Consider the following 13,345-nt stretch of genomic DNA (forward strand, 5'->3'; position numbering starts at 1 on the left):
GCCGGCTCATCGCCGGATGATAGGGTGGTTATCTTCAGTACGGTCGACAAGGAGTCGAGTCATGCGTGTAGTTTCCAGTCTGTCGACGGCTTCGCTGGCCCTGGTGCTGGCGGCCTGCCAGCCATCGACGCCGCCTGCCGCAGCAGGTGGCACGGCTGATCCGGCGCCGCCGGAGCCGCAGCCGCTGTCCACGAACTCGACCGCCAGCCAGACGGCCTATCAGTGTGGCGATCTGGCCGTGCGTGCGACGTTCAACGGCGAGGACGCAGCCACCGTGGTGATCGGGGATCGCACGTTCGCCATGACCTCCGAGCGTGCTGCTTCGGGGGCGAAGTACGGCGACGGGCAGGGCAACAGTTTCTGGACGAAGGGCCACGACGACGGGCTGCTCAGCCTGAAGGGCGAAGTGGACCGCGAGTGCCGCGCGGTGGAGACCACGGAAGGCGACGGCCGTGCCGGTGCTGCCGCGTTCAGGGCGACCGGCAACGAACCGGGCTGGCTGGCGGTGGTCGACGGTGACACGCCGGGCCTGCAGGTGCAGGTCGATTATGGCCAGCGGCACTTCGACGTGGGCGCGCCCAACCAGGGGGCGGACGGGTGGAGTGGCAAGGCTGCGGACGGTACCGACATCAAGCTCACCTTCCAGCGCACGACGTGCACGGACGACATGAGCGGCGAGCCGTTCGAGGCGAAGGCGATGCTGACCGTCGGCACGCGCCAGTACCATGGGTGTGGCAATTTCGGCGCCAGGCAGCCGTAAGTTGGTCGGCAGAGCCGAGCGGGGCTCGGCTCTGCCAGGCGCGTGCGGTCAGCTCAGTCCGCGCGGCCTGCGAACTCGCCGGTGGCAGTGTTCACCAGCACGCGTTCGCCATTGACGATGTACTCCGGCACCATGATCTCGATCCCGGTATTGAGCTTGGCCGGTTTCGGACGCTTGGTGGCGGTGCCGCCCTTCAGTTCCGGCGGGGTCTCGATCACTTCCAGCACCACCGAGGCCGGCAACTGGATGGCCACCGGCTGCTCGTCGATCACCTGCACGTAGATGCCGGTCAGGCCATCGGTGATGTAGCCGGCGTCGTCGCCGATGACGTCCGCATCCAGGGTGTAGGGGGTGTAGTCCTCGTCATCGAGGAAGACGAACGCATCGCCATCCTTGTACGAATAGGTGGACTGGCGGCGCAGCAGTTCGACCTCGACCAGATTGTCGTCGGCATCGAAGCTGGCATCGAGCTTGTTGCCGCCCGGCACGCTGTACATGATGAAGCGGAAGCGGACGTTGCCACCCCGGCCCTGCGGGGAGCTGCGCTCGATGTCGCGGATCTGGTAGACGCCGTTGTTGTACTCGACGACGTTGCCCTTCTTGATGTCGTTGGCTTTCATGGTGATCTGGGTCGTTGGGGGTGGACGCCGTCCCGGCGCCCGGGGGAATCACTTCGGAGCGAGGCGGGTAGCGCCGTCCAGGCGGATGGTCTCGCCATTGAGGTAGGTGTTGCCGAGGATGAAGCCGACCAGGCTGGCGAAATCCTCCGGCTTGCCCAGCCGCGACGGGAACGGGATCGAGGCGGCAAGCGACTGCTGTACGGCTTCGGGCATGCCATCGACCATCGGTGTCCAGAACACGCCCGGGGCGATGGTGTTGACGCGGATGCCGAAGCGCGAGAGCTCGCGGGCCATCGGCAGCGTCATCGACACCACACCGCCCTTGCTGGCGGCGTACGCGGCCTGGCCGATCTGGCCCTCATAGGCGGCGATGCTGGCGGTGTTGATGATGACACCGCGTTCGCCATCGGCGCCGGCCTCGTTGTGCTGCATGCGGTTGGCGGCGGCCTTGGCCACGTTGAAGCTGCCGACCAGGTTGACCATCACCGTGCCCTGGAAGCCGGCCAGCGGCATCGGGCCTTCCTTGCCGAGCACACGGCCCGCGCCGAGGATGCCGGCGCAGTTCATCGCCACGTTGAGGCCGCCGAGGAAATCGTGGGCCTGGTCGATGGCCGCCGCCACGGCAGCTTCATCACTGACGTTGACGTTGAAATAGCGGGCGTTGTCGGCACCCAGCGCGGCGACGGCGGCGCTGCCTTTGTCGTCGTTGAGGTCGAACAGGGCCACCTTGCCGCCTTGGGCGACGAGGTGCTCGGCCACGGCCAGGCCAAGGCCGGAAACGCCGCCGGTGATCACGGCACGTACGGAAGACAGCTGCATTGCACGGTCCTGCAGGTTCGAGAACCGCCGATTCTAACGGAAGCCACGACCGCTGCCGTTGTGCACCGCGCCGCCCGGAGCCCGGGCGACGCGCCCTGATGGATCAGACGGCCGCGAGGGCCTGGCCGGTGCGGCTGGCGGTCGCACGCCCGAGCAGGCCGGCCAGCCAACGACCGGTTTCCGCCAGCGTCGGCAGGTCCACCCCGCTGTCCAGGCCAAGGCCCTGCAGCAGATAGACCACGTCCTCGCTGGCGACGTTGCCGCTGGCGCCTTTCGCGTAAGGGCAGCCGCCCGCGCCGGAGACGGCGCTGTCGACCACGCGCACGCCTTCTTCCAGGCAGGTGGCGATGTTGGCAATGGCCTGCCCGTAGGTGTCATGGAAGTGCACGGCCAGCGCGCTCATCGGGATCTCCGCGGCGACTGCCTGCAGCATCGCCCGCGCCTTGCGCGGCGTGCCGACGCCGATCGTGTCGCCCAGCGAGATCTCATAGCAGCCCATCTGGTGCAGGGCGCGCGCCACCCGCACCACATCGGCCAGGGGGACCTCGCCCTGGTAGGGACACCCCAGCACGGTGGAGACATAGCCGCGCACCCGTACGCCATCGGCGGCGGCGCGGCGCAGGATCGGCTCGAAGCGTGCCAGCGACTCGTCGATGCCGGCGTTGGTGTTGGTGCGGTTGAACGCCTCGGAGGCGGCCGTGAACACCGCCACTTCCTCCACGCCGACCGCGAGCGCCCGCTCGTAGCCCTGTTCATTCGGTACCAGCACTGGATAGTGGATGCCGGGCCGGCGCTGGATGCCGGCATAGACCTCAGCGGCATCCGCCAGCTGCGGCACCCACTTCGGGCTGACGAAACTGGTCGCTTCGATGCTGCGCAGGCCGGTGGCCGACAGGCGGTTGATCAGCTCGATCTTGTCGGCCGTAGAGACCGGTTGCTTTTCGTTCTGCAGCCCGTCCCGCGGGCCGACCTCGACGATGCGGACGTAGTCGCTCATGCCTCCGTCTCCGCAGCGGGGCGCTGGCAGACCGCCTCGATGTTGTTGCCGTCCGGGTCGAGCACGAAGGCGGCGTAGTAGTTCGGGTGATACCAGGGACGCACGCCGGGAGCGCCATTGTCGCGTCCTCCGGCGGCCAGGGCGGCGGCATGGAACGCGTCCACCTGCGCGCGGCCGGTACAGGCGAAGGCGACGTGCACGCCATGGCTGACGCTGCCGCCATTGCCGATCCAGAAGAACGGCTTGCCATCGCGGCCGAAGCCGACCTGGTCGTGGGTGCCGGTCTGCTCCGCGGTGACTTCCATCACCACGCCGATCTGCAGTGGGGCCAATGCCTGGCTGAAGAACGCCCTGCTGCGCGCCAGGTCGGCGCTGGTCAAACCAAGATGATCGAGCATGTTCAGGCCTCCGTTACCCAATGGGGGGCGCGCTTGTCGAGGAAGGCGCCCAGGCCTTCCTGACCCTCGGCCGAGACCCGCAGGCGCGCGATCAGGGCGGCATTGTCGCGGTCGAGCGCATCGCGGTCATGGCTGTCACGGACCTGCCGGACCAGGCGCTTGGCCGACGCTGAGGCGATCGGGCCGGCCTTGTCGAGCAGGGCCAGCTGGCGCTGCACCGCCTCGTCCAGCCGCTCCGGTTCCACCAACTGGTGCACCAGGCCGATGCGCAGCGCGGTGTCGGCGTCGAAGTGCTCGCCGGTCGCGAACCAGCGGCGGGCCTGACGCGGCCCGATCGCCTCGATCACGTACGGTGAGATCACGGCCGGCAGCAGGCCAAGGCGGCTTTCGGTCAGGCCGAACCGGGCGCTGGTGCTGGCGATGGCGATGTCGCAGCAGGCGACCAGGCCGACGCCCCCGCCGAAGGCGGCACCGTGGACCCGGGCCAGGGTCGGCTTGGGCAGTTCGTCCAGGGTGCGCATCAGGCGCGCCAGGGCCAGCGAATCCTCGCGGTTGTCAGCCTCGCTGGCAGCGGCCATGCCCCGCATCCACTGCAGGTCGGCACCGGCCGAGAAGGATGCGCCGTGGCCGGCCACCACCACCGCGCGCACCGCGTCTTCCCGCCCGGCCGCCTCCAGCGCGGCGGTCAGCCGGGCGATCAGGCCGGCATCGAAGGCGTTGTGCAGCTCCGGCCGGTTCAGCCAGAGGGTGAGGACGGCGCCACTGCGCTCGATCTGCAAAGCATCGTTCATGGGATTCCAGGGTCACTCCATACCTGTATGGATCATAGCGGGCCATTGGTCATGGGCCATGACGCGACGCGGGAATGTTAGAATCGAGAACCATTTACATCCAGCAGAGAACAGGCTAGATGACGCTGTCCGAACTGCCCCTGCATACCTCGGCCGTGGTCGACTCCGTGCAGGACCTGCATGCCAACGATGCCATTGCCCGCCGCCTGCGCGAGCTGGGCTTCGTCAAGGGCGAGGAGGTCCGCCTGGTGGCCAAGGGCCCACTGGGGGGAGAGCCGTTGCTGGTGCAGGTCGGGTTCACCCGTTTCGCACTGCGTATCAGTGAAGCCAAGCGCGTCGTGATCGACGCTGCCAGCCAGGAAAGACGTGCATGACCGCATCCGCCACTGCCGCCCCCCTGCGCATCGCGCTGGTCGGTAACCCGAACAGCGGCAAGACCGCCCTGTTCAACCAGCTGACCGGCAGCCGGCAGAAGGTCGCCAATTACACCGGCGTGACCGTCGAGCGCAAGGAAGGACGCCTGCGCGCGCCCTCCGGCCGCGAGTTCGCCGTGCTTGACCTGCCGGGTGCGTACAGCCTGCACCCGGCAAGCCTGGACGAGGCGATCACCCGCGACCTGTGCCGGGGCTTCTATCCGGGCGAGGCCGCGCCGGACGTGCTGTTGTGCGTGATCGACGCCACCAACCTGCGCCTGCACCTGCGCTTCGCACTGGAACTGCGGGAGCTGGGCAAACCGATGGTGGTGGCGCTGAACATGGTGGATGCGGCCGAGCGCCGTGGCATCCAGCTGGACGTGGCAGCGCTGGAGCGCGAGCTGGGCGTGCCCGTGGTCGAGACCGTAGCGGTACGCAAGCAGGGCGCGCGCGCGCTGGTCGAGCGCCTGGACCGCATGGTGCCGCACCTGGATGCGCCGTTGCCGCCAGCTGAGGACGGCATCGACTACCACGCCCGGGTACGCGACATCCTGGCGGTGGCCGTGCGCATGCCGGCACGCACCGCGAAGATCGACGACACGCTTGACCGCTGGCTGCTGCACCCGGTGTTCGGACTGGTGACGCTGGTCGTGGTGATGTTCCTGATCTTCCAGGCGGTGTTCGCCTGGGCGACACCGCTGATGGATGGCATCGAGGCCGGCTTCGGCTGGCTGGGCGAGGTGGTCGGTGGCGCGCTGCCGGAGGGGCCGCTGACCAGCCTGCTGACCGACGGCATCATCGCCGGCCTGGGAGGCGTGGTGGTGTTCCTGCCGCAGATCCTGATCCTGTTCGCGTTCATCCTCGCGCTGGAAGAGTCCGGCTACCTGCCACGTGCAGCGTTCCTGCTCGATCGGCTGATGGCCGCGGCCGGCCTGTCGGGGCGTTCGTTCATCCCGCTGCTGTCCAGCTTCGCCTGCGCGGTGCCGGGCATCATGGCCACCCGCAGCATCCAGGATCCACGCGACCGGCTGGCGACGATCCTGGTGGCGCCGCTGATGACCTGTTCGGCCCGCCTGCCGGTGTATGCCCTGCTGATCGCCGCCTTCATTCCCGATGGCAAGGTCGGCATCTTCAACCAGCAGGGCCTGGTGCTGTTCGGACTGTACGTGGCCGGCATCCTCAGCGCGCTGGCGATGTCGTGGGTCATGAAGAAGTGGCGCCGCGACAAGAGCGAGCATCCGCTGATGCTGGAGCTGCCCTCGTACCGTATTCCGCATCCGCGTGATCTGGCAGTCGGCCTGTATGAGCGCGGCATGATCTTCCTGCGGCGCGTGGGCGGCATCATCCTGGCGTTGACCGTGCTGCTGTGGTTCCTGCTGTCGTTCCCCGGTGCGCCTGCCGACGCCACGCTGCCGGCCATCGATTACAGCTACGCCGGCCGCATCGGCCATGCGATGACCGCGGTTTTCGCCCCGCTGGGTTTCAACTGGCAGATCTGCATCGCACTGATTCCGGGCCTGGCCGCGCGTGAAGTGGCGGTTTCCTCGCTGGCGACGGTGTACGCGCTGTCCGCGGCCGACGACGATGCGGCGATCTCGGCGCTCACGCCGGTGGTGGCCGATGGCTGGTCGCTGGCCACGGGCCTGTCGCTGCTGGTGTGGTTCATCTATGCGCCGATGTGCATCTCCACGCTGGCCACCATCAAGCGTGAGACCAACTCGTGGAAGAAGATGGGTTTCGCGGCGTTCTACCTGTTCGCAGCGGCCTACGTTGCAGCGCTGATCACCTACCAGGTGACCGTGGCGCTGGGAGGCGGCTGATGGACGCAGGACTGCTGCTCCAGTACCTGATCGTTGCGCTGGCCGTGCTGGTCAGCGCATGGGTCGTACTGAAAAAGCAGTTCCCCGGCAGCGTGCGCAGGATGCGCGGTGCCTTGGCACTGGCGCTGCTCAAGCCAGGCCGCGCCGGCTGGTTGCAGGCGCTGGGCCGCACGATCGCGCCGCCTGTCAGTAGCGGCGGCGGTGCCTGTGGTGGCTGCGACAGCTGCGGGCCGACGCCGCCGAAGCAGCACTGACTAGGCCGGGAGAGAGCGGGGGGCTGCTGCGCTCGCCGAAGCGTCAATCCCGCACCAGCCCACCGTCCACCACCAGATTCTGGCCGGTGACCGCGCGCGCCCAGGGGCTGGCGAAGAACAGCGCGGCGTCGGCGAACTCGGCCGGCGTGGTCACGCTGCGCAGTGGCGTGTTGGCGGCGATGTAATCGAACACCGCCTGCGGTGTCGCGGCGCTGGCGTCGGTGCTGCGCAGCAGGCCACCGGACAGCATGTTGACGGTGATCCCGTGCGGCCCCAGGTCGCCGGCCAGGGTGCGTGTCAGCGAAAGCAGGGCGGCTTTGGCTGCCGTGTAGTCGTGATAGGGCACCACCGGGTTCTGGAACAGATTGGTGCCGATGTTGAGGATGCGGCCGAAACCGCGCGCCTGCATGCCGGGCAGGGCGGCCTGCACGGTGTTGAGCGCGCCGCGCACGCTGCCTTCGAACTGCGCCTGGAACGCCGGCCAGCCAATGTCGGCGGCGCCGTCGCGCGCATCACCATTGAAGGAGAAATCGGCCAATGCGTTGTTGACCACGGTGGTCACGCCCTGGCCGAAATGCGCCAGCGCCTGCTGCAGCAGTGCCTCGATCTGGCTCCGGTCGGTGACGTCGGCGCGGAGCGCGAGTGCCTGCCCGCCCAGCTCCACCGCCAGCGCACGTGCGGCCGCCTCGCTGCGGTGGTAGTTGATGATGATCCGGGCACCCTGCGCGGCGAATGCGCGGGCGATATGCTGGCCGAGGCCGCGGCCAGCGCCGGTGACCAGTACCAGCTGTTCGCTGATCTGCATGGGAAATGCGGTCCATTGCATGAAGAGTCCTGCAGCGTAGCAGCGATGATGCTTGCCGGACCGGGCATGCTGCCGCTAGCCTGCGGGGCATGAACCAGACTCCCCTGCGATTGCTCATTCACGGCGCTTCCGGGCGCATGGGCCAGGCCCTGCTGCGGCTGGCCGCCGATCATCCCGAAACCCTGCAGATCGTGGCGGCGGTGACCGGCCGCGCGCCGGCCCAGCGGGTGGTCGACGGAGTGCCGTTCTTTGCCGCCAGCGAGCTGGCAGGGGCGCCGGCATTCGATGTGGCCATCGACTTCAGCCTGCCGGAAGGCTTCGATGCGATGCTGGCCCTGTGCGTTGAACGCGGCGCAGGCCTGGTATCGGGTACCACCGGCATCTCCAGTGCGCAGCGCCAAGCGCTGGACGCCGCCGCGGCGCGCATTCCGCTGGTGTGGGCTTCGAACTTCAGCCTCGGTGTCGCGGTGCTGGACGAGCTGGTCGAGCGCGCTGCGCAGGCCCTGTCGGGCTGGGACTGCGACATCGTGGAATCGCACCATACGCAGAAGAAGGATGCGCCCTCGGGAACGGCACTGACCCTGGGCGCAGCCGCGCAGCGGGGTGGGGCGGATCCGCAGTACGCCAGCCTGCGGGCCGGCGATATCGTGGGTGAGCATCTGGTGCAGTTCACCGGCCTGGGCGAGCGCATCGAACTGGTCCACCGGGCGACCAACCGCGACATCTTCGCCCGCGGTGCGCTGTTTGCCGCCCGCCAGCTGCAGGGGCGGGCGCCCGGGAGCTACCGGGTGCGCGACCTGCTGGACACCCCGGCGGGCTGATTCACGGGGTCGGATCCCTTTCCCACGGAAAGGGATCTGACCCCTCGCCGCGATTGCTGTCAGAGTCCTTTTCCCGCATGAAAAGGGATCCGACCCCGGCCATCGCGCTTTGCACACGCGGGCGTATTGAAATGAATACGCAGTCGCCTGTTCATGAAACGATTCAACCGCTGGCGCGAGCGCTCCGGCAGCGCTACAATTCGCACTCGCCGAATCACCAAAGCCGGACCGGTCCTGAACCGCACGTCCGCGCTTTTTTGCAACCGGATTTCCGTGAAGCACAGGCGTGACTTCGGCACCCCCTCGGTAGCCAAAGTGAGATTTCCGTGACCCAAGCCGCAATCCTCGTCCTCGAAGACGGCACCGTATTCGAGGGCGAATCCGTAGGCGCGCCCGGCCTGTCCGTCGGTGAAGTGGTGTTCAACACCGCCATGACCGGTTACCAGGAAGTGCTGACCGATCCGTCCTACGCCCGGCAGATGGTCACGCTGACCTATCCGCATATTGGCAACACCGGCATGACCGACCAGGACGACGAAGCCTCCAAGGTGTGGTCGGCCGGCCTGATCGTGCGCGATGTGCCGCGCCGCCCCAGCAACTGGCGCAGCCAGGTGTCGCTGCAGGACTGGCTGATCCAGCGTGGCGTGGTGGCCATCGCTGGCATCGATACCCGCAAGCTCACCCGCATCCTGCGCGAGAACGGCGCCCAGAACGGTGCGCTGATGGCAGGTGACATCGATGTTGAGAAGGCGCTGGAAGCCGCCCGCAAGTTCCCGGGCCTGAAGGGCATGGATCTGGCCAAGGTCGTCACTACCGAGAAGACCTATGTCTGGACCGAGGGCCAGCTGGACCTGGATGCCAACGCCTTCGTCAGCGTGCCGGCCCGCTTCAAGGTCGTGGCCTACGATTTCGGCGTGAAGACCAACATCCTGCGCATGCTGGCCGAACGCGGCTGCGAAGTGACCGTGGTGCCGGCGCAGACCCCGGCGGCTGAAGTGCTGGCGCTGAAGCCCGACGGTGTCTTCCTGTCCAATGGCCCGGGTGACCCGGAGCCGTGCGATTACGCGATCGCCGCGATCAAGACCTTCATCGACGTGAAGATTCCGACCTTCGGCATCTGCCTGGGCCACCAGCTGCTGGGCCTGGCCTCGGGCGCGCAGACCGTCAAGATGGGCCATGGCCACCATGGTGCGAACCATCCGGTGCAGGACCTGGACAGTGGCCGGGTGATGATCACCTCGCAGAACCATGGTTTCGCGGTCGATGAAGCCACCCTGCCGGCGACGTTGCGCGTGACCCACCGGTCGCTGTTCGATGGCACCAACCAGGGCATCGCACGCACCGATGTGCCGGCGTTCTCCTTCCAGGGCCATCCGGAAGCGTCGCCGGGCCCGCACGACGTCGGTCCGCTGTTCGACCGTTTCGTGACCCTGATGGAACAGGCCAAGGCGTGATCCGCAGGCCACCGGCCACCGGTGGCACCGCGATGGACCGTAAGCCCCCGCATTGCTGCTGCCTCCCGGCGCGGCGCTGCGGATCGAGATTCCTGATCGACAGCGTGCGATCACTCCCCCTTGTCACGCTGTACTGACTTAGAGAAGAAAATGCCCAAGCGCACTGACCTAAAGACCATCCTCATCATCGGTGCCGGCCCGATCGTCATCGGCCAGGCCTGCGAGTTCGACTACTCCGGCGCCCAGGCCTGCAAGGCCCTGCGCGACGAGGGTTACCGCGTGGTGCTGGTCAACAGCAACCCGGCCACGATCATGACCGACCCGGAGATGGCCGACGCCGTCTACATCGAGCCGATCAACTGGCAGACGGTCGAGAAGATCATCGCCAAGGAGAAGCCCGACGCGCTGCTGCCGACCATGGGGGGACAGACCGCGCTGAACTGCGCGCTGGACCTGGCCGACAACGGCGTGCTGGAGAAGTACAACGTCGAGCTGATCGGTGCCAAGCGCGAAGCGATCCGCATGGCCGAAGACCGCGAGCTGTTCCGCGTGGCGATGGGCGAGATCGGCCTGGAGTGCCCGACCGCCGCCGTCGCTCACACGCTGGACGAAGCGCTGGAGATCCAGACCCGCGTCGGTTACCCGACCATCATCCGTCCGAGCTTCACCCTGGGCGGCAGTGGCGGTGGTATCGCCTACAACCGCGAAGAGCTGGTGGAAATCGTCAGCCGCGGCCTGGAACTGTCGCCGACCACCGAAGTGCTGGTGGAAGAGTCGGTGCTGGGCTGGAAGGAATTCGAGATGGAGGTGGTGCGTGACACCGCCGACAACTGCATCATCGTCTGCTCGATCGAGAATCTCGATCCGATGGGCGTGCACACCGGTGACTCGATCACCGTGGCCCCGGCGCAGACCCTGACCGACAAGGAGTACCAGCGCCTGCGCGATGCCTCCATCGCCGTGCTGCGCAAGATCGGCGTCGATACCGGCGGCTCCAACGTGCAGTTCGGCATCAACCCGAAGACCGGCCGCGTGGTCGTCATCGAGATGAATCCGCGCGTGTCGCGCTCCTCGGCGCTGGCCTCCAAGGCCACCGGCTTCCCGATCGCGAAGGTGGCCGCCAAGCTGGCCGTGGGCTACACCCTGGACGAACTGAAGAACGAGATCACCGGTGGCCTGACCCCGGCGTCGTTCGAGCCGTCCATCGACTACGTGGTCACCAAGATCCCGCGCTTCGCCTTCGAGAAGTTCCCGGCCGCCGATGCGCGCCTGACCACCCAGATGAAGTCGGTGGGCGAAGTCATGGCGATGGGTCGCACCTTCCAGGAATCGGTACAGAAGGCGCTGCGTGGCCTGGAAACCGGCAAGGTCGGCTTCGACCCGACCGGCCTGGACCTGGCCAACGAGGAAGACCTGCAGACCCTGCGCCGCGAGCTGAAGGCACCGGGTCCGGAGCGCCTGTTCTACGTGGCCGACGCGTTCCGCGCCGGCATGAGCGTGGAAGAGATCCATGCGCTGTCGTTCATCGACCACTGGTTCCTGGACCAGATCGAGGAAATCATCGCTGCCGAAGGTGAAGTCGCTGCCGATGGCATCGATGCACTGGACGCCGCCCGCCTGCGCAGGCTCAAGCGTGCCGGTTTCTCCGACGCCCGCTTGGCCCAGCTGACCGGCACCAACGAAGCGGCCATCCGTGCGCTGCGTCGTGCCCACAAGGTGCGCCCGGTCTACAAGCGCGTGGACTCCTGTGCTGCCGAGTTCGCCACCGGCACCGCCTACCTGTACTCGACCTACGAGGACGAGTGCGAGGCCGCGCCGAGCAATCGCGACAAGATCATGATCCTGGGCGGCGGTCCGAACCGCATCGGCCAGGGCATCGAGTTCGACTACTGCTGCGTGCATGCGGCGCTGGCGCTGCGCGAGGATGGTTATGAAACCATCATGGTCAACTGCAACCCGGAAACCGTTTCGACCGACTACGACACCTCCGACCGCCTGTACTTCGAGCCGCTGACGCTGGAAGACGTGCTGGAGATCGTCGAGCTGGAACAGCCGAAGGGCGTGATCGTGCAGTACGGCGGGCAGACGCCGCTGAAGCTGGCCCGCGCGCTGGAAGCCAATGGCGTGCCGGTGATCGGCACCAGCCCGGACTCCATCGACCTGGCCGAGGACCGCGAGCGTTTCCAGCAGCTGGTGGACAAGCTGGGCCTGAAGCAGCCGCCGAACCGTATCGCCCGCAACGACCAGGAAGCCCTGCTGCTGGCCCGCGAGATCGGCTACCCGCTGGTGGTGCGTCCGAGCTACGTGCTCGGTGGCCGTGCGATGGAGATCGTGTACGGCGAAGCCGATCTGGCCCGCTACGTGCGTGATGCGGTGAAGGTGTCCAACGATTCGCCGGTGCTGCTGGACCGCTTCCTCGACAACGCTGTCGAGTGCGATGTCGACATCATCGCCGACAAGGATGGCAACGTGCTGATCGGTGGCGTGATGGAGCACATCGAAGAAGCCGGCGTGCACTCGGGCGACTCCTCGTGCTCGCTGCCACCGTACTCGCTGTCGGCCGAGACCCAGGCCGAGCTGCGTCGCCAGGTGGTGGAGCTGGCCAAGGCGCTGAACGTGGTGGGCCTGATGAACACCCAGTTCGCGATCCAGACCAGCGACGAGGGCGACGACACCGTCTACCTGCTTGAAGTGAACCCGCGTGCCTCGCGCACGGTGCCGTTCGTGTCCAAGGCCACCGGCATGCCGCTGGCCAAGATCGCCGCACGCTGCATGGCCGGCAAGACCCTGGCCGAGCAGGGCGCGACCGAAGAGATCGTGCCGGACTACTACTCGGTGAAGGAAGCGATCTTCCCGTTCGCCAAGTTCCAGGGCGTCGATCCGATCCTCGGGCCGGAAATGCGGTCCACCGGCGAGGTGATGGGCGTCGGTCGCAGCTTCAACGCCGCCTTCGCACGCGCGCAGGAAGCCGGCGGCATCAAGGCCCCGCCGATCGGCAAGGCCTTCGTGTCGGTGCGCGACCCGGACAAGAAGCGCGTGCTGCCGGTCGCCAAGGCGCTGCTGGCGCGCGGCTACAGCCTGGTGGCCACCCGTGGCACCGCCGCCTGGCTGCAGCAGCATGGCATGCAGTGCGAGATCATCAACAAGGTGGTCGAGGGTCGTCCGCACATCGTCGATTCGATCAAGAACGGCGAGATCGTCTACATCGTCAACACGACCGAAGGTCGCTCGGCGATCAACGACTCGTTCTCGATCCGTCGCGAGGCGCTGCAGCACCGCGTCACCTACTCGACCACCATTGCCGGCGCCAAGGCGCTGGTGGATTCACTGGAATTCCGCGGCACCGGCCCCGTCTGGTCGCTGCAGGAGCTGCACAAGGAGTTGAATGCATGA

Annotated in this window: 13 protein-coding genes; 7 read left to right on the top strand and 6 right to left on the bottom strand. The window is 67.3% G+C overall.

Annotated features, from left to right (window positions below; all coding sequences use genetic code 11):
- Window positions 1–61: 61 nt before the first annotated feature.
- Entirely contained in the window at window positions 62–760 is a 699-nt protein-coding gene (locus ACVOMM_RS13785; protein WP_053519509.1) for an MliC family protein, read from the top strand.
- Window positions 761–813: 53 nt separating this feature from the next.
- On the opposite strand, the gene yeiP is transcribed toward ACVOMM_RS13785, so the two are convergent.
- The 5 genes from yeiP to ACVOMM_RS13810 form a co-directional block, all read right to left on the bottom strand.
- The gene (yeiP, locus tag ACVOMM_RS13790; RefSeq protein WP_005409468.1) at window positions 814–1,380 is read right to left on the bottom strand and encodes an elongation factor P-like protein YeiP; all 567 of its coding nucleotides are present in this window, start codon (window positions 1,378–1,380) and stop codon (window positions 814–816) included.
- A gap of 48 nt (window positions 1,381–1,428) precedes the next feature.
- Window positions 1,429–2,199: an SDR family oxidoreductase gene (locus ACVOMM_RS13795; RefSeq protein ID WP_128988706.1), complete on the bottom strand. Its 771-nt coding sequence runs from the start codon at window positions 2,197–2,199 to the stop codon at window positions 1,429–1,431.
- A 103-nt stretch (window positions 2,200–2,302) separates the two neighbouring features.
- Complete coding sequence (locus tag ACVOMM_RS13800; protein ID WP_481526375.1) at window positions 2,303–3,196, bottom strand: hydroxymethylglutaryl-CoA lyase; 894 nt, start codon at window positions 3,194–3,196, stop codon at window positions 2,303–2,305.
- A complete protein-coding gene (locus ACVOMM_RS13805; RefSeq protein ID WP_053519512.1) occupies window positions 3,193–3,594 on the bottom strand; it encodes a VOC family protein in 402 nt (133 codons plus the stop codon). Before ACVOMM_RS13805 ends, ACVOMM_RS13800 begins: the two co-directional genes overlap by 4 nt.
- Before the next feature lie 2 nt (window positions 3,595–3,596).
- The gene (locus tag ACVOMM_RS13810; RefSeq protein WP_053519513.1) at window positions 3,597–4,385 is read right to left on the bottom strand and encodes an enoyl-CoA hydratase/isomerase family protein; all 789 of its coding nucleotides are present in this window, start codon (window positions 4,383–4,385) and stop codon (window positions 3,597–3,599) included.
- 119 nt (window positions 4,386–4,504) lie between these two features.
- Between ACVOMM_RS13810 and ACVOMM_RS13815 the strand changes: the two genes are divergently transcribed.
- Genes ACVOMM_RS13815 through ACVOMM_RS13825 form a run of 3 tightly spaced genes read left to right on the top strand, consistent with a single transcriptional unit; the run spans window position 4,505 to window position 6,872 of the window.
- Complete coding sequence (locus tag ACVOMM_RS13815) at window positions 4,505–4,759, top strand: FeoA family protein (RefSeq protein ID WP_053519514.1); 255 nt, start codon at window positions 4,505–4,507, stop codon at window positions 4,757–4,759.
- Window positions 4,756–6,618, top strand: coding sequence for a ferrous iron transport protein B (gene feoB, locus ACVOMM_RS13820; RefSeq protein WP_414488047.1), 1,863 nt, complete (start codon window positions 4,756–4,758; stop codon window positions 6,616–6,618). The genes ACVOMM_RS13815 and feoB overlap by 4 nt, the downstream gene beginning before the upstream one ends.
- A complete protein-coding gene (locus ACVOMM_RS13825) occupies window positions 6,618–6,872 on the top strand; it encodes a DUF6587 family protein (protein WP_445394521.1) in 255 nt (84 codons plus the stop codon). The genes feoB and ACVOMM_RS13825 overlap by 1 nt, the downstream gene beginning before the upstream one ends.
- A 43-nt stretch (window positions 6,873–6,915) precedes the next feature.
- Here the strand turns inward: ACVOMM_RS13825 and ACVOMM_RS13830 are convergent, their stop codons facing one another.
- The gene (locus ACVOMM_RS13830; protein WP_481526376.1) at window positions 6,916–7,698 is read right to left on the bottom strand and encodes a 3-oxoacyl-ACP reductase; all 783 of its coding nucleotides are present in this window, start codon (window positions 7,696–7,698) and stop codon (window positions 6,916–6,918) included.
- Between the two features lie 68 nt (window positions 7,699–7,766).
- Here ACVOMM_RS13830 and dapB point away from each other — a divergent pair, with 68 nt between their 5' ends.
- The 3 genes from dapB to carB all read left to right on the top strand — a co-directional run bounded on the left by dapB (window position 7,767) and on the right by carB (window position 13,345).
- Window positions 7,767–8,498, top strand: a complete 732-nt coding sequence (gene dapB / locus ACVOMM_RS13835) for a 4-hydroxy-tetrahydrodipicolinate reductase (RefSeq protein ID WP_128988716.1) — start codon at window positions 7,767–7,769, stop codon at window positions 8,496–8,498.
- A 326-nt stretch (window positions 8,499–8,824) separates the two neighbouring features.
- Window positions 8,825–9,952 carry a glutamine-hydrolyzing carbamoyl-phosphate synthase small subunit gene (carA, locus tag ACVOMM_RS13840; protein WP_053519346.1) on the top strand — a complete coding sequence of 376 codons (1,128 nt, stop codon included), beginning with the start codon at window positions 8,825–8,827 and terminating at the stop codon, window positions 9,950–9,952.
- 150 nt (window positions 9,953–10,102) lie between these two features.
- Window positions 10,103–13,345, top strand: a complete 3,243-nt coding sequence (carB, locus tag ACVOMM_RS13845) for a carbamoyl-phosphate synthase large subunit (protein ID WP_053519344.1) — start codon at window positions 10,103–10,105, stop codon at window positions 13,343–13,345.

This window comes from Stenotrophomonas sp. STEN009, assembly GCF_056760395.1.